Origin of the sequence: Rhizobium sp. 1399 (assembly GCF_031455475.1) — a bacterium.
Classification (GTDB): domain Bacteria; phylum Pseudomonadota; class Alphaproteobacteria; order Rhizobiales; family Rhizobiaceae; genus Rhizobium.
The window spans coordinates 285,685-305,356 of the sequence record NZ_JAVDSU010000003.1 but is presented as its reverse complement, the minus strand read 5'-3'; the positions used below and the strand labels follow the sequence as shown (position 1 = coordinate 305,356).

Annotated in this window: 20 protein-coding genes; 9 read left to right on the top strand and 11 right to left on the bottom strand. The window is 61.5% G+C overall.

What is annotated here, in order from left to right; translation table 11 throughout:
- Nucleotides 1-4: 4 nt before the first annotated feature.
- The 6 genes from J2X71_RS12730 to pcaQ form a co-directional block, all read right to left on the bottom strand.
- The gene (locus J2X71_RS12730) at nt 5-175 is read right to left on the bottom strand and encodes a hypothetical protein (RefSeq protein WP_310382449.1); all 171 of its coding nucleotides are present in this window, start codon (nt 173-175) and stop codon (nt 5-7) included.
- A 136-nt stretch (nt 176-311) separates the two neighbouring features.
- Nucleotides 312-881: an rRNA adenine N-6-methyltransferase family protein gene (locus tag J2X71_RS12725; protein WP_310382448.1), complete on the bottom strand. Its 570-nt coding sequence runs from the start codon at nt 879-881 to the stop codon at nt 312-314.
- Nucleotides 882-967: 86 nt separating this feature from the next.
- Entirely contained in the window at nt 968-2,338 is a 1,371-nt protein-coding gene (locus J2X71_RS12720) for a HAMP domain-containing sensor histidine kinase (RefSeq protein WP_310382447.1), read from the bottom strand.
- On the bottom strand, nt 2,335-3,012 hold the full coding sequence (locus J2X71_RS12715) for a response regulator transcription factor (RefSeq protein WP_007821040.1): 678 nt from the start codon (nt 3,010-3,012) through the stop codon (nt 2,335-2,337). The genes J2X71_RS12720 and J2X71_RS12715 overlap by 4 nt, the downstream gene beginning before the upstream one ends.
- A gap of 81 nt (nt 3,013-3,093) precedes the next feature.
- Entirely contained in the window at nt 3,094-3,987 is an 894-nt protein-coding gene (locus J2X71_RS12710) for an NAD(P)-dependent oxidoreductase (RefSeq protein WP_310382446.1), read from the bottom strand.
- Nucleotides 3,988-4,054: 67 nt separating this feature from the next.
- On the bottom strand, nt 4,055-4,993 hold the full coding sequence (pcaQ, locus tag J2X71_RS12705; protein ID WP_310382445.1) for a pca operon transcription factor PcaQ: 939 nt from the start codon (nt 4,991-4,993) through the stop codon (nt 4,055-4,057).
- A gap of 93 nt (nt 4,994-5,086) precedes the next feature.
- Between pcaQ and pcaD the strand changes: the two genes are divergently transcribed.
- The 6 genes from pcaD (at nt 5,087) to J2X71_RS12675 (ending at nt 9,655) form a co-directional block, all read left to right on the top strand.
- Complete coding sequence (gene pcaD, locus J2X71_RS12700; protein ID WP_310382444.1) at nt 5,087-5,890, top strand: 3-oxoadipate enol-lactonase; 804 nt, start codon at nt 5,087-5,089, stop codon at nt 5,888-5,890.
- Nucleotides 5,887-6,285 carry a 4-carboxymuconolactone decarboxylase gene (gene pcaC / locus J2X71_RS12695; protein WP_113323682.1) on the top strand — a complete coding sequence of 133 codons (399 nt, stop codon included), beginning with the start codon at nt 5,887-5,889 and terminating at the stop codon, nt 6,283-6,285. Before pcaD ends, pcaC begins: the two co-directional genes overlap by 4 nt.
- 10 nt (nt 6,286-6,295) lie before the next feature.
- The gene (gene pcaH / locus J2X71_RS12690) at nt 6,296-7,045 is read left to right on the top strand and encodes a protocatechuate 3,4-dioxygenase subunit beta (protein WP_310382443.1); all 750 of its coding nucleotides are present in this window, start codon (nt 6,296-6,298) and stop codon (nt 7,043-7,045) included.
- 1 nt (nt 7,046) lies between these two features.
- A complete protein-coding gene (gene pcaG, locus J2X71_RS12685) occupies nt 7,047-7,658 on the top strand; it encodes a protocatechuate 3,4-dioxygenase subunit alpha (RefSeq protein WP_310382442.1) in 612 nt (203 codons plus the stop codon).
- A gap of 120 nt (nt 7,659-7,778) precedes the next feature.
- Nucleotides 7,779-8,825, top strand: coding sequence for a 3-carboxy-cis,cis-muconate cycloisomerase (locus J2X71_RS12680; RefSeq protein ID WP_310382441.1), 1,047 nt, complete (start codon nt 7,779-7,781; stop codon nt 8,823-8,825).
- Nucleotides 8,826-8,887: 62 nt separating this feature from the next.
- A complete protein-coding gene (locus J2X71_RS12675; protein ID WP_310382440.1) occupies nt 8,888-9,655 on the top strand; it encodes an SDR family oxidoreductase in 768 nt (255 codons plus the stop codon).
- 291 nt (nt 9,656-9,946) lie between these two features.
- Here J2X71_RS12675 and J2X71_RS12670 read toward each other — a convergent pair whose 3' ends face one another.
- Genes J2X71_RS12670 through J2X71_RS12660 form a run of 3 tightly spaced genes read right to left on the bottom strand, consistent with a single transcriptional unit; the run spans nt 9,947 to nt 13,705 of the window.
- The gene (locus J2X71_RS12670) at nt 9,947-11,626 is read right to left on the bottom strand and encodes an iron ABC transporter permease (RefSeq protein WP_310382439.1); all 1,680 of its coding nucleotides are present in this window, start codon (nt 11,624-11,626) and stop codon (nt 9,947-9,949) included.
- An 11-nt stretch (nt 11,627-11,637) separates the two neighbouring features.
- Nucleotides 11,638-12,597, bottom strand: a complete 960-nt coding sequence (locus J2X71_RS12665) for an ABC transporter substrate-binding protein (protein WP_310382438.1) — start codon at nt 12,595-12,597, stop codon at nt 11,638-11,640.
- Nucleotides 12,590-13,705, bottom strand: coding sequence for an ABC transporter ATP-binding protein (locus tag J2X71_RS12660; RefSeq protein WP_310382437.1), 1,116 nt, complete (start codon nt 13,703-13,705; stop codon nt 12,590-12,592). The genes J2X71_RS12665 and J2X71_RS12660 overlap by 8 nt, the downstream gene beginning before the upstream one ends.
- 509 nt (nt 13,706-14,214) lie before the next feature.
- Between J2X71_RS12660 and J2X71_RS12655 the strand changes: the two genes are divergently transcribed.
- Nucleotides 14,215-15,045, top strand: a complete 831-nt coding sequence (locus tag J2X71_RS12655) for an MBL fold metallo-hydrolase (RefSeq protein ID WP_310382436.1) — start codon at nt 14,215-14,217, stop codon at nt 15,043-15,045.
- Here the strand turns inward: J2X71_RS12655 and J2X71_RS12650 are convergent.
- Nucleotides 15,027-15,794, bottom strand: coding sequence for a polysaccharide deacetylase family protein (locus tag J2X71_RS12650; protein WP_310382435.1), 768 nt, complete (start codon nt 15,792-15,794; stop codon nt 15,027-15,029). The two genes, J2X71_RS12655 and J2X71_RS12650, sit on opposite strands and share 19 nt — an antisense overlap.
- Nucleotides 15,784-16,878, bottom strand: coding sequence for a glycosyltransferase family 4 protein (locus J2X71_RS12645; protein WP_310382434.1), 1,095 nt, complete (start codon nt 16,876-16,878; stop codon nt 15,784-15,786). The genes J2X71_RS12650 and J2X71_RS12645 overlap by 11 nt, the downstream gene beginning before the upstream one ends.
- Nucleotides 16,879-17,070: 192 nt before the next feature.
- Here J2X71_RS12645 and J2X71_RS12640 point away from each other — a divergent pair, with 192 nt between their 5' ends.
- Together J2X71_RS12640 and J2X71_RS12635 are read left to right on the top strand one after the other, a co-directional pair.
- Nucleotides 17,071-18,786, top strand: coding sequence for an adenylate/guanylate cyclase domain-containing protein (locus J2X71_RS12640; protein ID WP_310382433.1), 1,716 nt, complete (start codon nt 17,071-17,073; stop codon nt 18,784-18,786).
- Entirely contained in the window at nt 18,786-19,664 is an 879-nt protein-coding gene (locus tag J2X71_RS12635; RefSeq protein ID WP_310382432.1) for an FkbM family methyltransferase, read from the top strand. The genes J2X71_RS12640 and J2X71_RS12635 overlap by 1 nt, the downstream gene beginning before the upstream one ends.
- Nucleotides 19,665-19,672 lie beyond the last annotated feature (8 nt).

Below are 19,672 nucleotides of genomic sequence, written 5' to 3'. Positions count from 1 at the left end.
CGCTTTAGAAATGCAGGACCATCCAGCCGGCCGAAATCAGCGCGCCGTTCCAGATGAGGCAGCCGATGAATGTGGCAACCGCAAAACGGATGGCATCGATCGAGACCATCGACGAAGCAAGGCCCGAATAGACCCGTGCGGCCGGCCCGAGCTGCACCAGCGCCATGCGCGTCATGCTTTCCGCGTACCAGCCCGAAGCTCTGCGCGCTACCGTGAAGTGCCCCAGCCATGCCGACAACGACCGACGGCCCGGAGAGGCGCGCCAGATAGTTCCAGTAAAGCGACCCGGCCATCGAACCGAAGGCGGAGCGTCACTCCGGCCGGCGCGAGATACGGAAAACACTGGCGGGCGGGATATTCAAGCGCACCCGGCCGAGCCTCTCTGCCCGCAGCCCGAAGTCATCGAGCACGTCTGGCGGTACAGAGCAGGTATGGCCGTAGGTGAACTGGTAAAAGGCGCTGCCATGTTCCAGCAGGCCAAAGCTGCCGCCGACAATGGCGCGGATGATTTCCGAGGGCATATTGCGAAAGGGCAATCCGCTGACGATTGCCGCCTGCACTCCAAGCTCCGCCTTGCAGGCGGCAAGCTCGCGCGCATCGCGCTGGAGTATCGTTACGTCAGGAAACCGTTGTTGCAGCGGAGCGATGAAGCGGGTTTCGAGTTCTACCAGCGTGAGGTCTCGCGCCGGCAGGCCGCGTTTCAGAAGCGCCTCCGTGAAAACCCCTGTGCCGGGACCGAGCTCCAGCACCTTGCCTGCGGAAGGCTCAATTTCGCTGGTCATCAGCCGCGCCAGCCGCCCTCCCGAGGGCACGATCGCGCCGATTTTCCTGGGCTCGGCGAGAAGCGCGCTAAAGAAGGCGGCCAGCGGCGGCTGTTGCATGCGGGTCTCCAGCATCGAATGTCCGTCTACGGTATTCCCCTTTCAAATGATGCGAACATGACGTGCACCCGCGCCATCGGAAAGATTCATGCGGTCTGGACCGTCGGCTCGAAGCTCATGTTGAAGCTTGCCCCACCGCTCTCCGCATTCGACACCCATACGCGCCCGTGGTGCAGCTTGACGATCTCGCGCACGAGATGGAGGCCAAGCCCGATGCCCTGGCTGCGACCGTTCGCACGCTGGAAGGGCTCGAAGATCCGCTCCTGGTCCTCAGGCGCGATACCAGGGCCTTCATCGCTGACGGAAATCTGTGCAGGGCGCTCGACCGCAATCGTGATCGTACCGCTCCTGCCGCCATGCTGGATGGCGTTCTGCACCAGATTGGCAATCGCCCGTTCCAGCGCCGTCTCATCGCCGAGGATGCGCTCCGGCATCGAACGCAACTCGAAATTCGCCTGATAGCCGGCGGCAATGATCAGCGGTGCAAGCTCGGCGGCCTGCCGCCGCGCAACGGTCGCAAGGTCGATGGAGCAATCCAGTACCGGCTCCTGATTAAGCCGCTGCAGGTCGAGCAGCTGCTGGGCAAGCGTCGAAAGGCGGGCGACATCTTCCAGCAGCCGGTTGGTCGCCTCCGTCGGCGGCATGGTTTCCAGCCGGTTCTGCAGGATGGCGATCGGCGTGCGCAGCTCATGGGCAGCGGCCAGCATGAAGCGCCGCTGCTTGTTGTGGTCGTCGTCGAGACGCTGCAGCGTCTCGTTCATGGCGATCACCAGCGGCGCGACTTCCTCCGGCACGTTTTCGAGCGGCAGGCGGTAGCCGCGTGTCGTCCCGTCAATGCCCTGTGCTGCCTGTGCCACCTCGCTCAATCCGCGGTGGATACCGCGCGCCACGAAGGGTGTGACCGCCAGTGTGATCAGGCCCGTCAGCAAAATGACCGGCAGCACGATACCTGAAGCGATTGCCATGAAGACGACCAGAAGTTTGCCGGCCGAGAGGCTGCCCTGTCGGCCGACGATGACGAGCAGATCGCCGTGATCCGTCTTTATTTTCTGCAGGCGTGCCGCAATCGTCGCGGGATTGTCTTCGTCCCCATTGAAACGGGCTTCGGCGATATCGGTACCCGACGCGGCGATGGCGAGATATTGCGCCGGCACATTGCCTTCGCTGACCATGCGGCCCTGCTGATCGCGCACCAGAAACCAGAAGTCGGCCGCCTTGTCGCGCTGATAACCCAGATCGTCGGTGTTGGTGATACGCATCGAACCGTCGGCGTTCCAGGCAATCGATTCCGTAACCGCATCAATTGCATGTTCATCGGGTGCGAAGATGCCACTCATGCCCGAAATCCAGAAGACGAAGGCAAAGGCGATCGCAATCAGCACCAGGGTCGCCGCCTGCAGCGCCACCAGCCGGCGGATCAGCCTCCATTTCAGCGAATAGAACTTCATCTTCTTCATGGCCGGGCCTGCCGGATCAGGTAACCGACGCCGCGGATCGTATGGATCTCGACCCCAGCGCACGCCGCATCGAGCTTGCGGCGCACGCGCGAAACATGCGCGTCGAGGGCATTGGACTGGATCTCGTCGTCCATGCCGTAGACCGCTTCTTCGAGGCTGGAGCGCTCAACCGTGCGGCCGGCCCGACGCATCAGCGCTTCCAGCACCAGCAATTCGCGGCGAGGCAGTTCAAGCGCCATCTCGCCGACACGCGCCTCGCGGTTGCGCAGGTCGAAATGCAGCCGGCCGAGGCACAGGCTCTCGATCTCGATATTGCCCGGACGGCGCAAAATCGCCCGCAAACGCGCCATCAGCTCCTCGACCGCAAAGGGTTTTGCGAGATAATCGTCGGCGCCGAGATCGAGGCCCTCGATCCGGTCTTTCAGATCGCCCCGCGCCGTCAGCATGATGACCGGGACGGCCGGCTGGATGCGGCGCGCGTCGGCGATCAGCTCCAGCCCGTCGCCGTCAGGCAGGCTGCGGTCAAGCAGCAGGGCATCATAGCTGTTCAGCCGCACGGCCTCCTCGGCCGCCTCGATGGTGGAAACGTGATCCGTGATGATATTGTTGTTGCGGAGCGCCGCCACAAGCACGGCGGCCATTTCCGGTTCATCTTCCGCCAGCAAGACGCGCATTTAACCGTCCAACTTCAAAAGCTGCTCTCTGCACAGGCAAGATTGCGTCAGCATGACGCCAAATGCCAGAGCGATGTGGCGTCAATCCCCGAAAGGCAGGCTGATTGCCTCGGTTCGCGCTTCAAGCGCGTGAATGACGGCCGCCATATCCTCGCGCCCGAAACCCAGGTTTTCGGTTTCGGCATAAAGCGCATGACAGGCATCGAGCAGCGGCGAGGCGACGCCCGCCTGCCGCGCCGCTTCGGCCACCAGCCTGTTATTCTTCAACACGTCTGTTATTGCCGCCTGCACGGAGAAATCCCGCTCCACCAGCTTGCCGCTCTTGATCCGCGATATGCCGCTCGCCATCTGGCCGGCATCGACGACGGCCCTGAAAACCCCCATGTCCAGCCCCTGCCTACCGGCAAAATGGGCCGCTTCCGCCAAGCCCGTCACCGACGTGATGAGAAAGATGTTGACGGCGAGCTTCATCAACAGCGCATTCGGCACCGCGCCACAGACGACCGTCTCCCGACACATGGGCGCCAGCAGCGGACGGACCTCATCGACCACACCAGCCTCTCCGGCGAGCATGGCCACAAGCTGGCCCTCTTCTGCCGGCCGGCGCGAGCCCGAAACGGGCGCCTCGACATAGCGACCGCCAGCCACACGGATATCCGCTTCAAGCGCTTTCGAATAGGCCGGCGCCGTCGTTCCCATATGGATGATGACATGCCCCGCGACACGTGCGGCAAAGTCAGGCGTGCCACGCCCGAGAACCGTGTCAATCACCGCCTCTGTCGCGAGCATCAGGATTACGGTTCCGGCCTTGCCGAACACCGCATCCACATCGGCAGCCACATCGGCGCCTGCCGCCCACAACCTTTCCACACTTTCCGGCGAACGGTTCCAGACGATGAGATCGGTGCCTGCCCGCGCGAGATTGAGCGCCATCGGCGTGCCCATCACGCCGAGACCGATGAAGCCTGTTTTCATTGCTGCCGCCTCCTTGGATAGCCAAGAGCGACAAGTCTACGAACAAAGGTGGCGGCTGTCTTGAAGGTTAGTGCGCAGATGCGGTCCGACCAGAAACTTCCAGCGCCGCCTCGCGGATCGTCTGCATGAGGATCGTCAGCGGCAGCGAAGGAATGGAATCCGTGCGTACCGTCAGCCCGACCGGACCCTTCGTCTCGCCGGTATCGATCGGCAGGGCGGCAAGTACGCCATCGGTAATATCGCGTGCGACTACACCATTGGAAATGATCCAGATCGCGTCGCTGTCGCGTACGAAAGCGCGGCCAAAGGCATCGGAAACCGTTTCGATCTGGCTTGGCGGACTGGCGACGCCATTGGCGATCAGAAAATTCTCAACCACCGGCCGGATAATCGAACCGCGGGTCGGCATCAGAAGCGTATAGAGGCCGAGCTCAGCGAAGAGCGATTTGCCGGAGGCAAGCAGCGGATGGCCGGCGCGCACGGCAAAGACGACCTGTTCGGAATAGAGATGCTCGAAGGAGAAACCGGCCATCCTTTCCGCTCCCGCCAGACGCCCGACGACGAGGTCGAGATCGCCGATGCGCAGTTGCTCCAGAAGCACGGCATTGTCGCCGGTGACGATCTTCACCCGGCTCCAGGTATTTTCCTTCAGAAACAGGTCCATCGCCCGTGGCATGATGCGCGTCGAGACCGTTGGCAGCGCGCCGATACGGATCGGCGGAGCGTCGCCGAACTGCTCCTGCGAGACGGAATCAAGCCCCTGCCGCAGCGCCGTCAGCGCAGCACCCGCATGGCGCAGGAAGACCTCGCCGTAGCGCGTGATCCGGATGCCGCGCCCGTCGCGCTCGAAGACGCCGACACCGAGCGCCTGTTCCAGCTCACGGATCGTCTTGGTTACCGCCGGCTGGCTGACATGCAAAAGCTCGGCCGCCTTCATCACGCTTTTCTGCCGCGCCACCTCGACAAAGGCCTGCAGATGGCGAAACTTGATGCGGCTATCGATCATTGTTTTCATAACCCATAAGTTATTGGAAAGCCGGAAAATATCATTTTACTTAACCGGATCAACTCACCAAATTGGGTATGGAGGAGATTTAAAGTGCAGTTTGCCAGTATCAACGATGTAACGATCCACTACCAGCTCATCGGGGCTCCGGCTGACAGGCCGGTTATCGTCTTTGCCAATTCGCTTGGCACAGACTTCCGAATCTGGCGCGACGTGATCGTCCGTCTTGCCGGCGACTTTGCCATCATCCTCTATGACATGCGCGGCCACGGCCTCTCCGAGGTCGGCCAGGTGCCCTATGCCATGGAGGATCATGCCACCGACCTTGCCGGCCTTCTCGACCTTCTCTCGGTCAAGGATGCGGTCATCTGTGGTCTCTCGGTCGGGGGCCTTATCGCCCAATCGCTCTACCAGCGCCGTCCGGATCTGGTGAAGGCGCTGATTCTCTGCGACACAGCCCACAAGATTGGCACGGTCGAAAGCTGGAACAACCGCATCGCCGCAGTCGAGAAGAACGGCATCGCCAGCATTGTCGACATGGTGATGGAGCGCTGGTTCACACCAGCCTTCCGCAGACCGGAAAACATCGCCTATGCCGGCTACTGCAACATGCTGATCCGCCAGCCGGTAGAAGGTTATGTCGCCACCTGCGCGGCGATCCGCGACGCCGATTTCACCGAAGCCGCGCGCAAGATCAAAGTGCCGACCATCTGCGTAGTTGGTGATCAGGACGGCTCGACGCCGCCGGATCTGGTGCTCTCAACGGCAAAACTGATCCCAGACGCGCGCTATGAAGTCATCAAGGACTGCGCCCATATTCCGCCCGTCGAGCAGCCGGAAGCGCTGACGGCGATCATCCGCGCCTTCCTCTCATCCGTTGGAGAAAAGAGCCCATGAGCGACACAGCGTCCGAACGCTATCACCAGGGCATGGTAACCCGCCGCTCCGTTCTCGGCGATCCTCATGTTGACCGCGCGCAGGCGGCCTCAACTGAATTCGACAGGCCGTTCCAGGAGCTGATCACCGAGGCCGCCTGGGGTCATGTCTGGTCCCGGCCAGAGCTGACGAAACGCGAGCGTTCGATGATCACGATCGCCCTTCTTGCCGCTCTCGGCCAGGATGACGAGGTGGCGATGCATGTGCGCGCCACCGCCAATACCGGCGCCTCGCGGGAGGATATTCGCGAAGCGCTGCTGCATGTGGCAATATATGCCGGTGTGCCGGCGGCCAATCATGCGATCAAGATCGCAAAGCAGGTTTTCGAGCAGATGGACGCCGGCAAGGCGGCCTGAGGGGGAGAGAATGTCCGACTTACCGAACCGCAAGCCAGAAACCGGGGCCTTTTTCGCTCGTGACCGCGCTTGGCACCCGCCGGCCTATGCGCCAGGCTACAAGACCTCGCTCCTGCGCTCGCCCCAGCGCGCGCTGCTATCGCTCGATGGCACGATCTCGGAAATCACCGGCCCGGTCTTCGGCCATTCGATGACTGGCGAGATGGATAACGACTTGATCCATAATTTCGCCCGGCCCGGCGAGAGCGCCATCGGCGAACGCATCATCGTGCACGGCCGGGTGCTCGACGAGCGCGGCCGGCCGCAGGCTGGCGTTCTCGTGGAATTCTGGCAGGCCAATGCCGGCGGCCGCTACCGCCACAAGAAGGAAACCTATCTTGCCGCCATCGACCCGAATTTCGGCGGCTGTGGCCGCTTCATCACCGATGAGGAAGGCCGGTATTTCTTCCGCACCGTGCGGCCCGGCGCCTATCCCTGGCCGAACGGCGTCAACGACTGGCGCCCGGCCCATATCCACTTCTCGATCTTCGGCCACGGTTTCTCGCAGCGCCTGATCACGCAGATGTATTTTGAGGGCGATCCGATGATCTGGAAATGTCCGATCGTCGGCACGATCCCGGACAAGGCGGCGATCGAGCAGCTTATCGCGCCGCTCGACTGGGGCAATACGATCCCGATGGATAGCCGCGCCTATAAGTTCGATATCGTGCTGCGCGGCCGACGCTCGACCATGTTCGAAAACAAGCCGGAGGGGAACTGACATGCAGGAACTCGGCTACCTCAAGGAAACCCCATCCCAGACCGCCGGCCCCTATGTGCATATCGGCCTGACGCCGAATTTCTGCGACATCACCGGCGTCTATGATACCGACCTCGGTATTCAGATGGTCAATGACAAGACGCTCGGCGAGCGCATCACTATCAGTGGCCGCATCTTCGACGGCGCCGGCGCGCTGGTGCGCGACGCTGTGATTGAGATCTGGCAGGCCGACAGTGCCGGCCTCTATAACAGTCCCTCGGAAATGCGCGGCACAGCCGATCCGAACTTCACCGGCTGGGGCCGCTGCCCCACCCGCGCAGAAGACGGTGTCTACAGCTTTGAGACCATCAAGCCCGGCAAGGTGCCGTTCAAGGACGGGCGCAAGATGGCGCCGCACATCACCTTTTGGATCGTTGCCCGCGGCATCAATATCGGCCTGCACACACGGATGTATTTCCCGGAAGAGCAGGAAGCCAACGCCGCCGATCCGATCCTGGCGCGCATCGAGCACCGTGATCGTGTGCCCACGCTGATCGCCACCCGCGACGGTGCGAACCTGACCTTCGACATCCATCTTCAAGGGCCGAAGGAAACGGTGTTTCTCGACATCTGACCCGCACGCAGACGCTACTTGTCCACAGTGTGCCGGGCAAGTAGCGTCGTGCTGCCCTAACTTGTCCTTGAGCTTGATGGCGCGACAGGCCAGACGGGCGGTAATAAAACGAGACTCCGAATGACCACTTCCCCTTTCGATCATCCCTTCCTCTCCGGCCTGCTCAGCGACAGTGAAATAGCCCCGTATTTTTCCGCCGAGGCGGATATCCGGGCAATGCTGTCTTTCGAGGCAGCGCTTGCTCGTGCCGAAGCCACACACGGCGTCATTCCGGCTGAGGCCGCTCGGGCGATCGGCGAGACCTGTGCAGGTTTCACCCCCGACATGAAAAGCCTGAACGCCGCAACCGCCCGGGATGGCGTCGTCATTCCCGATTTGGTTCGGCGGCTTCGGGAGGCGGCGGGCGAAGAGGTGGCAAAACACCTCCATTTCGCCGCGACCAGCCAGGATGTCATCGACACTAGCCTCATGCTTCGGCTGAAATCCGTGACCTTCCTTTTCGGCGGGCGTCTGCATGCCATCGTTACGGGACTAACCGCCCTTGAGCGGCAGTTCGGGGTTAACCGCCTGATGGGCCATACGCGCATGCAGGCCGCGATCCCTATCACCGCTGCCGATCGCATAGCCGCCTGGCGGCTGCCGTTGGAGACCTATCGAGACCGGCTGACGGAGCAGACCTTCCCCGTTCAGTTCGGCGGTGCTGCCGGCACGCTCGAAAAACTCGGAGCCGAGGCATCCGCCGTGCGCGCCTCGCTGGCACTGGAACTGGGGCTGACCGACGAGCCGCAATGGCAGAGCCGGCGGAGCCGCCTTGCCGATCTCGCCAATCTCTACTCATTGATCTCGGGCAGCCTCGGCAAATTCGGACAGGACGTGGTGCTGCTCGCCGAAGCCGGAGGCGAGATCGAGCTTGCGGGCGGCGGCGCCTCTTCGGCCATGGCCCACAAGCAGAATCCTGTTGCCGCCGAAACATTGGTCGCGCTTGCCCGCTTCAACGCCACGCAGCTTTCGGCAATCCACCACTCGCTCGTCCATGAACAGGAGCGATCGGGCGCCGCCTGGACGCTCGAATGGCTGGTGCTGCCGCAGATGGTTATGGCGACTGCCGCGTCATTGCGGCTGGCAAAGGAACTGACAGGGAATATCAAACGTCTAGGGACAGACTGATCGCCTTTGCGCAGCAGCGGTAAAACCGGCTATGCAGGGATGGTGATTTCAGGAGTGATCCCGTGACCTTTCCCCTCTTCGATCTTTCTGGCCGCCGCGCGCTCGTGACAGGCTCCAGCCAAGGCATCGGCCATGCGCTGGCGCTCGGGCTTGCCGAGCACGGGGCGTCAGTCATCATCAATGGGCGCAATGCCCAGAAAGCGGAAGCGGCAGCCAAAGCGATCCGTGAAAACAAAGGCCATGCCGTCAGCGCTGCCTTCGATGTTACCGATGCCGAGGCCTGCCGTTCGGCGATCGACTATATCGAAGCGGAAATCGGCCCGATCGATATTCTCGTCAACAATGCCGGCATGCAATTTCGCACGCCGCTGGAGGACTTCCCTGTCGAAAAGTGGGACGAACTTTTCCGCACCAACGTTTCCAGCATCTTCTATGTCAGTCAGCCGGTCGCGCGGGCGATGATCGGCCGCGGCCGCGGCAAGATCATCAACATCGCCTCGGTACAGGCCGAACTCGCCCGCCCAAATATCGCACCCTATACGGCAACCAAGGGCGCTGTGCGCAATCTCACCCGTGGCATGGCGACGGACTGGGCAAAACACGGTTTGCAGGTCAATGCCATTGCACCCGGCTATTTCAAGACGCCGCTCAACCAGGCGCTTGTCGATGATCCGAAATTTTCCGCATGGCTTGAGGCCCGCACGCCGGCCGGCCGTTGGGGCGATGTCAAGGAGTTGGTGGGTGCGGCTGTCTTCCTGGCGTCGGACGCGTCGTCCTTCGTCAATGGTCATATGCTGATGGTCGACGGTGGGATTACGACGTCGCTCTGAGCTTAATCGCCTCCTCCGTCACCACCGCCATCACCTCCATCATCGCAGTCAAAACTCACTTCTAGACCGCCTTCGGCTTGGCCACGAACTGAACGCCCTGGAAAACGAAGGTGCGCCCACCAAACAGGCTTCCAGGACAAGAATACGGCAAATGCGACGATGAGGATGGAAACGACCATGAGGCCTATAACGATCTCAGTGACTGGAGCCATCTTCACTCCAAACGTTGCTCAAGGAAATTATCTCAGCAATTTCCGCGAGAAACAAGAACATCTCAATTTTGAGTGCATCTCAATCCGCAACCATATTGTCACGCCGCATCAGCCCCATCAGAATCAACGGCAGCAACGTCGTGATGCAGATTGCGATGAAGGCCATCGCCATACCAAGGCCGATCGAGCCCTGCTCGAACTGGCGCCAGATGAAGGTCGCGATCGTTTGCATGCCGACGGGTGCCACGACGACGGAGGCGACGAGCTCACGCGAGGCAAGCGCGAAGACGAGCAACATTGAGGAGGCAAGACTCGGAAAGACGAGCGGCAGGAGGATACGCCGGAAGGCCGTGATGCCGCTCGCGCCACAGACGCGGGCGGCCGCCTCCAGATTGTCGCCGATCTGCTGGAAGGCCGCCGTCGTGTAGCGCACCGGCTGCGGCAGCAGGATGCAGCAATAGGCAAGCAGCAGGATGAGGCCGGTATTGTAGGGCGTAAAGGGTAGGCCTGGCATGTTCCAAGCGAGGATGAGGCCGACGGCCACGACGATGCCTGGCAGCGCATTCGGCAGGATTGTCATGACATCGATGGCCATTCGGCCGGAGATTTTCGTCTTCACGACCGTATAGGCGGCCGTAACACCAATCAGTCCCGTGATCAGTGCCGTGCCGATACCCAGCGAAAAGCTATTGATCAGCGCCGTCACGGCACCGGCGCTGTTGCCGAAGACCGCCATGAAATTGTCGAGGCTGACATTGTCGAGAGCAAGGCCGCCGGAGATCGTTCGCGCTAGCGCGGTCGCAAGGATTGCCAGCAGCGGTACGCCGGTCGCGAGAAGCGCCACGACGCTAAAGGCAATCATAACGGGTAGCTTCAGCGTGCCAAGCGGGCGCTTGTCCTTTGCCGTCGGTTTGCCGCCGACCGTCTGGTAGGAGCGGCGCGCCAGAATCCAGCGCTGCAAGAGGAAGGTGACGAGCGACATGGCCACCAGCACCAGCGACAGGATAGCTGCACCCGGCAGATCGATCGGCCAGTCGGTGACACGCAGGTCGATACCAGTGACCAGCACCTGGAAACCGGCGCGGCGACCGAGCGCTGCAGGCGTGCCATATTCCTCAATCGCCGCGGCAAAGACCAGCATGAGGCTTGCCGTCAAACCGGGGGCCGAGAGCGGCAGCGTGATGCGCCAGAAGGCGCGCGCTGGCGAGGCGCCGAAGACACGACCGACATCGGCATAACGCGCGCCGACGGCCTCGACCGTGCGCGACACCGCGAAATAGACGACCGGGAAGGTGTTGAAGGCCATGACAAGCGTCATGCCGAAGATTGAAAACAGGAAGGGCGCCAAATTGAAACCGGCGAGCTGCTGCAGATACCCGCGCGGCTGCAGCGTCATGATCCAGCCGAGTGTGGCGATATAGGGCGGGATCATGAAGGGCACGAGCAGCAGCACGTCCCAGAGAGGCGCGAAGGGAATTCTGTAGAGCGCACGGAAGACGCCGAGCGGTACGGCAACGAGCGCCGAAGCAAACACCACGCAAGCGCCGAGCAGGATGGTGTTGCCGCCCATGCGGATCAGCGAACTATCGGCGAGCGTCGCATAGAGGGAGGAGAAAGGGCTCGCGAACGAGCCCTGTCCGAGTTCGGGGAAGATGCCTTGCAGCACCACCGCGATGAAGGGAACGGCGACCACGAGAACGAGGCCCGCTGTTGCCAGCCAGGCGGCCGGAGCCGTGCCGCCGATGCCGTTTCCTCTCATATGGCTAGACCTTACTTGGCGCCGTAGAGATCGGCGAAGGACTTCAGCGTTTCCTTGCGCTTGCCGTAAACAGCAGCCGTGTCGTACTTCAGGAGCGTCAGGTCGCTAATCAGCGGACGGCTGGCGGCGACGTCGGTGCGCGCGGGCATCAGCATTTCGCCGGCAACAAGCGCCTGACCTTCGTCAGAAAGCATGTAGTCGATGAACTTCTTGGCGTCGTCCTGGTTCTTGGACCAGTTCATGATCATGGCCGGGCGCGGCGCGATAACCGTACCGGACTTCGGGAACACGACTTCGATATTCTCGCCCTTCTTCTGTGCGGCGAGAGCAATGTAGTCGACAGCGCCGAATACGACGGCCTTGGCACCCTGCAGAACCGGGTTCAGGGCGTCAGCATTTGCACCGGCGATGATGGCGCCGTTTGCCCGCAGAGCCTTGAAGAGCTTCCAGTCGTCCTGGCCGCCGAGAGCAGCGGTCAGTTCGAAGGATGAACCGGACTGTGCCGGATCCGGAATATTGACGAGGTCTTTGTATTCCGGCTTCGTCAGGTCGGCCCATTCGGCCGGCTTCGGCGTGCCGCTCTTGGAGTTCCAGACGATGCCGAGAGCCGAGATGCCCTGTGCAACGGCGCCTTCGGACCTCAGGAAACCCGGAACCTTGGCAGCGTTCGGGCTCGAATAGTTGACGAGCCAGCCGCGCTTGGCAAAGTCGTTGGCCGTATCCCAGGAAGCCGAGATGACGACGTCGACAACGGGGTTTGCGGCTTCGGCTTCGATACGGGCCATGACCTTGCCGGTCGTTGCCTGGAAAACATTGACCTTGACGCCGGTCTGCTTGGTAAAGCCGGCCGACAGCTTGTCGATGAGGCTCTGCGGGCCGGCTGTATAAACGGTGATGTCGGCATGGGCGACACCGGCCATGAGGGCGGCGGCGGCGACGCCAAAAGTGATGCTCTTCAATGACTTAAACATGTTCCAGTTTCTCCTCTATGGATTGGTGTATTTTCTGCTGAAACCAACGGATTTGCGCTGCGTCGATCGCAAGGCCTATCGTCTCGCCGGCGCGCAGCTTGGCGCGGCTCAGAACCCGCAATTCCAAGCCGGGCAGACCGGAGAGCGAAACGCTTGCCAGATGCCCATCGCCGCGGAACTGCGAACGCAGCACGGTAGCGGATAGTCGATCGGGAGAGGCTTCACCGGCCGAAATGCAGGCAACCGGGATCAGCACGCGAGCTCCGCCGCCGGCAACTCCTTCGGCTTCGGTCAGCACGATGTCGCTGTCCTTGAAGCACCAGGCACGTCCGCGCCGCTCGATATCGGCGAGGCAGCCAAGCCGCAGGAAGTCGGCAACCTCGGGTGTCGCCGGCCGCTCGATCAGGTCATCCGGCGAGGCAAGCTGCTCGATCAGACCAGCACGCATGACCGCGACTTCATCGGCAAGCGTCAGCGCTTCGCTATGGTCGTGCGTCACATAGATCGCCGTCAGGCTGAGTGTGGAAATGAGCTCGGCGAGTTCGCCCACCATGTTTTCCCGCAATTCGCGGTCGAGGTTGGAAAGCGGTTCGTCGAAAAGGATGAGCTGCGGCTCGGCGACGATGGCACGCGCGATCGCCACGCGCTGCTGCTGGCCGCCGGAGAGATCGCTCGGCCGCCGGTCGGCATAGGCCGAAAGGCCGACGCGCCCAAGGGCGCGCATCGTCCGGGTCTGGCGCTCCGCCTTGCCGACGCCGCGCATTTCAAGCGGAAAGGAGACATTGCCGCCGACCGTCAGATGCGGCCAGAGCGCATAGTCCTGGAAGACCATGCCGAGCCCGCGCCTCTCCGGGGGAACGAAGGCGCCGGTCGCACCATCGGCAACGATGGTGCCGGCAATCGAAACAGCCCCCTTGGTCGGCGCAAGCAGGCCTGCAACCAGCCTAAGAAGCGTGGTTTTGCCGCAGCCCGAAGGGCCGAGCAGTGCCAGCGTCTTGCCTTTTTCCAGAGAAAAATCAATGCCTTTGAGAATCTGCGTTGGCCCGTAACTCAATTCCAGACCCGCCGCGGCAACGGCAGAGGACGATCGAATTGAGGGGGCGTTCATGGGCAGACCAAATGTCGCTTTAAAGAAAGTATGGCGACATTTAGGCACCCCGGATGACAGCTATGCGACAGATCTATTTCAGTTTTGTGACAATATCTTCTGCAGAAGCGGACGTTGGCGTCTCGTGCCGGGGTCCACGACTAAGACACGCAGCCTTCCCGCCGGCGCGCTTTGCCACCGTCCACGTTCGACGCATTTTTCAGACCGTTCCGCGGCTTCAACACCTCCAAAAGCAGAGGATTTGCATTTTCGGTCGCGCGCAACCATTTAAGATGCATGATCCCGCGGGAAATGTCGCGACCTCGCATGCGCCGGAACGTTTACAGAAAACGAACCATACCGGCTTGCATTCTGAGCCAAAAGCCGATTGCTTAGGAAAATCTACTTCTTCTTCGGCTAGCCGTTAGAAGAGTGCGAGGGGATATAGGCAAACCCGTGGAATTCTGCAGCTTCGCATCGGGATCGATGGTGACTACGATGACGAAGCGGGAAAGCTGGTTTGAAGGAAAATGAGTAACGATCTGTTTCAGGTAAAATTTTGGGGCGTTCGGGGAAGCATTCCCGTGTCAGGCCCGGAATTCGACCGATATGGAGGCAACACCTCCTGCATAGAAATTCGCTGCGGCGAGCACCGGATGATCTTCGACGCGGGCTCGGGACTGCGCGAGGCTGGCCTTTCGCTTCTTGCGGATGAAGTCCGCGATGTCGACCTCTTCTTCAGTCACTGCCATTACGACCACATCATCGGCCTGCCCTTTTTCAAAGCGATCTACTACCCGTCGATCAACGTCAACATCTGGTCCGGCCACCTGGACGGCAAGATGAGCACGCGCGAGATGGTCGAGCAGTTCATCAGCCCGCCCTGGTTTCCGGTAAAGACCGATATCTGTCAGGCAACGATGAACTTCCGCGATTTCCATGCGGGCCAGACGCTGACCCCGCACGAAGGCGTAGAAATGCAGACCTACATGCTGAACCATCCGGGCGGAGCGATCGGTTATCGCATCCACTGGAAGGGCCGCATCGTGGCGCTGATCTACGACATCGAGCACATTCCGGGCACGCATGATCCGGTGGCGCTCGAAATGATGAAGGACGCAGATCTCGTCGTCTACGACTGCACCTATAACGAAGACGAGATGCAGCGCTTCAAGGGCTTTGGCCACTCCACATGGCAGCACGGTACTGAACTTGCGAAGATGGCAGGCGCAAAGCGCTTCGCCTTGTTCCATCATGCGCCCTCGCGCACCGATGGACAGCTTGCCGTCATGGAAAGCGAGGCGCAGGCCGCCTTTGCCGGCGCCTTCGCAGCCCGAGACAATCAGGTCGTCGACATCTGATCCTGCACCAGCGTGGCTGCTGAAACCCATTCCACTGCGGGATGGCCCGCAGTCGCCTCGAAGAGTTCGGCAAGGAAATCCCAGGCGGCCGCGTCATGCACCAGATGATGCCCGAGCACGCCGATCGGCTCGCGGCTACCCTCGAACCTGTCCTGCAGCTCCGCGACCAGCTCGCCGATCAGGTCTGCCATCGGCCGGCCGCCGCGGGCGCCGTGCCAGTCCATAAGGTCGAGATGGGAGTTGACGATGGCGAGCGGGCTTTCGCCCTTGACGCGTCCGTAGGTGGAAAGGGATTCGAAGCCGAGCGCCGACAGCTTGGGAATGAGACCCTTGTCGATCCGGTTCCACGGCGGAACCAGCATCGACAGAAAGCGTTTCGGGTAGAGACCCTTCAGCTTCAGGAAGCCTTCATGGAGCTCGCCGAGAATGGTTTCTTCCAGACGTGACCCGCCGAGTTCCTGCTTCTTGTCGTCAGGCCCGGCATGATTGTAATGCGCCCAGCCGTGAACCGCCACGCTGACACGCGCCTCATCCGCAAGCCGCTGAGCGAGCGGTGCGCCGGTAGAGGCCGGAATGACCGCAAGCGTGACGGGGATGCCATAGTTTTTCGTCTCGGCGAGCAGTCGCTCCAGCGCCGCCGTCGGCTCGATTGCATCGTCATCCCGCAGCCAGAGCCGCGCCACGCGGCCAGCGTCGCGCCAGCGCTCCAGCTCCTGATACAACGGCTCGCGGATGGTGCTATCGATCATGTGCTGCTCCTGCATGATTGCGTAGGATCAAATCCAGTTCATGTGACGCGCCGGCAAGCGAACGCTCGTCGAGGACGAAGCGGCGGGCGGCGGATGCCATGACGTCACGGCGCTCTTGGTCATCCAGCAGTCCGGCAATGGCCCGCGCATAGGTTTCTATGTCGCCATCCGGCGTCAATAGTCCTGTCATATCGGCTTCTACCACGGCAGGCACCCCGGCAGTCGCCTGCGCCACGACAGGAAGGCCCGCCGCCTGCGCTTCGAGATAGGCAAGTCCATAGGCTTCGCCGCAGCCCGGCCACACATAGATGCCGCTCTTCGAAAGCTGGTCGGCTATCTCTTCCGGCTCCCTCTGACCGAGCCAGTCGATACGACCGGGCGCAAAGCCCGCAAACAGCGCCTCCACCTCAGCCCTCAGCGGACCGTCGCCAATGATGCCGAGCGTCCAGGGCCGATCCTCGATCATGCGCAGTGCCGCAGCGAGCGTCTTGTAGCTCTCCATCTTGTCACCGGCCCGCATCATTGCCACGCTCACCAAGCGTTGCGGATCGGGAGCAGGCGTTACCGCCTCGAAGAGCGCTGTGTCAACGAAAGGCTTTACTCCGGCAATACGCGCTTCGGGAAAGACATCTTCCAATCCTTTCCGGTCGCGTTCGGTAAAGGCGATATTGACCGCCGCATGGCGGATCGCCTCGCCCACCGGTTTCTGGAACAAGGCCCACCCCATCCCGTCGCGCTTGCGCGAATAGGAGGCTTCCGCCGTAACGTAGGGAATTGTGAATTCCGCCGCGATCGCCGGTCCGAAGAGATCGGGGGACTTGTAATAGGGATGATAGCAGAACCAGAGCTCCGGCTTCGGCTCCTCCCGCCATTTGCGCCGAAGCCGCTCAAGCTCCTCTTCGGCCATCGCCAGCGCTTCGGCCGCCGCTTCCGGCGTGCCGGCATGGATGCGGAACTCGGACACGATCTCGACCGAATGCCCGGCCATTTCCAGCGCCCGGATCAGCAGCCGCGCCATCAACCGGTCGCCTGAGGGCACCGGATGGCGCGGCGACTTCATCGGCGCGTAGAAGGCAATCCGCATCGCGACACTCCGCGTATGACAGTGTGTTTCCAATCGGCGCTCGCGCCGTAGGCGAAAATTTCCGCTATTGTCACTATCCTTGAACGATACAGACAGGCATACCGAAGCGATCGTGATTAGACGAGACGATAATTCCGCCCTTTTTCGTCTTCTCTAGTGCATTTGCGATTTGAGCTTCAAGAACAGGAATTGATGACGACGGTCTGGGCCACAGGGATTTTTTCGGAGCGCACGATCAGGAAGGCCAGGCTCGGTTCCGGCCTTGTGATGTTCGTCTTCATCATCCTGCATATGTCAAACCATGCATTGGGGCTCGTTTCGCTGACGGCGGCCGATGATGCGCGCCGGCTGTTTCTGGCGATCTGGCGTAATCCGCTGGGCACCCTGCTCTTCTACGGCTCGGTCCTCGTCCATATGACGCTGGTGCTGCGCGGGCTCTATATGCGCCGTAGCCTCGTCATGCCGAAGAACGAGATGGCACAGATCGTTCTCGGCCTTCTAATCCCGCTGCTGCTCATCGACCATGTCATCGGCACACGCATCGTCCATGCACTCTACAGCTATACCGATAATTACGAGACGATCGTTCGCACGCTCTGGATCAACTCACCGCAGAACGGCGTACGCCAGACTTTCGCACTGCTCGCCGTCTGGATCCATGGCTGTATCGGCATACATTTCTGGCTTCGCTATCGGCCCTGGTACGACAATTCCTCATCGCTGCTTCTGGCAATCGCCATCCTCCTGCCGGTGCTGGCGCTGCTCGGTTTCGTCGAGATGGGCCGCACGCTATCCGATCCCTCCTACATCGAGTCAGAATCCGGCCACTACGAAGAAACGGTCAATACCCGCTATTACAACGATCCTGAGGCGCGCGAGAAAATCGCGACGATCCGCGCTGGGCTCTATGGCAGCTTCTCCGCAGCGCTTGCCCTCGTCATTCTGGCACGGGCGCGCCGCAGGCTGAAAGAGCGGACGAACCAAGTCGCGGTTCACTATCCCGGCGGCGAGACCGTGCGCGTGCCGCGCGGCTTCACAGTGCTGGAGGCAAGCAGGCTCGGCGGCCTGCCGCACTATTCGGTCTGCGGTGGCAAGGGGCAGTGCTCCACCTGCCGCGTGCAGATCCTCGGCGATTATTGGACCCTGCCGCCGCCCGACAAGCTGGAGCAGACGACGCTGAAGCGCATCAATGCGGCAGCTGATGTACGCCTCGCCTGTCAGCTCCGCCCGGATAAGGACTTGACTGTCGCGCCGCTGCTCGTGCCGCAGACGGAGGCTACCCTTCCCGCCAACAGCCAGGAAACCAGCCCTGGCCGCGAGCGCGAGATCGCCGTACTCTTCTGTGACATGCGCCATTTCACGACGCTGACTGAGACCCGCCTGCCCTTCGACGTCGTCTTCCTGCTCAACCGCTATTTCGGGATCGTCGGCAAGGCGGTGGAACAGGCCGGCGGACGGCTCGACAAATTCATCGGCGACGGCGCCATGGCACTATTCGGCCTCAACACCACACCTGAGGAAGCCTGCCGGCAGGCTGTGGCAGCCGCATCCGCGATTGTTGCCGAGGTGGAGAAGCTCGCCGCCGAACTTTCCGACGAACTGCCATTGCCGCTGCAGATCGTTATCGGCATCCACACTGGCCCGGCAGTCGTCGGCACGATGGGCTATGGGCGCGTGCGCAGCCTGACGGCCGTCGGCGATACCGTCAACGTCGCAAGCCGCCTGGAGACGGCCGCCAAGGAGCTTAATGCTGCGATCGTCATTTCCGAGCCGGTCGCGATAGGCGCCGGCATTGATCTGGAAACGGTCGAAAGCTGCGAAATCAATGTGCGTGGCCGGGCGCTCCCCTTGAAAGTCTATGTCATTCCGAGAGAGAAAGCCGCCGAACCGCTCAAGGAAAGACAATAATGTCCGGCCAAGCATGGCTTACTGGCAAATATTGGAAGCGCCGTTTGCGTAAGGCGCGCAATGCGCTGGCCACACGTTTCTTTGACACCCGCACCGGCCGCCGGCTGCTGATCGAGAATATCGGGCCGCGCGTCACCTCCATGACGGTCGATGCCGGCGATCACCTGATGAGTTTTTCACCCGCCGACTATATCGGCCGCAAGGTCTTCCGGAAGGGCCATTTCGAACGCGAGGCAGTCGACCGGCTGCTCGTGATCCTGCGCGAGCGCGGCCTGCTGAAGAAGGGCAGCATGCTGCTGGAGATCGGCGGCAATATCGGCACACAGACAGTCTATTTTGCGCTCGCCCGCGCATTTGCCGGGATCGTCAGCGTCGAGCCAGATCCGCGCAATTTCCGCCTTCTGGAACAAAATATCCGCCAGAACGGTCTTATCGACACGGTGCGCCTCGTCAACTGCGCCGCCGGCGAAGGTGAAGGCGAGATCGACTTCTTTTTGAACAGCGCCAATCATGGCAAGAGCAGCGCCATCCGCCAGAGCCCCAGTGACCAGAAGATCAGCGTTCCGGTGCTACCCGTGACCGGCATCCTCGACGGACTCAGCATCGACCAAACAGCCATTGGCCTCGTCTGGATGGATATCGAGGGTTACGAGCCGGTTGCCTGCCGCTCAATGCTGCCGCTGCTTGCCCGCCGCACGCCTCTCTATATGGAATTCACACCGCTCTTTTACGGCCAGGAGGGCACGAAAGCCTTCATACGCATGCTCGCCGGCTTCTACGAGTATTGCCTCGTGGTTTTCGAGGACGGCGAGAAGGAGATGAAAGTCCGTGATCTGCCGGGCGAATTCGATCAATATGACGTGCTGTTCCTGCCTTAGACCGAAGA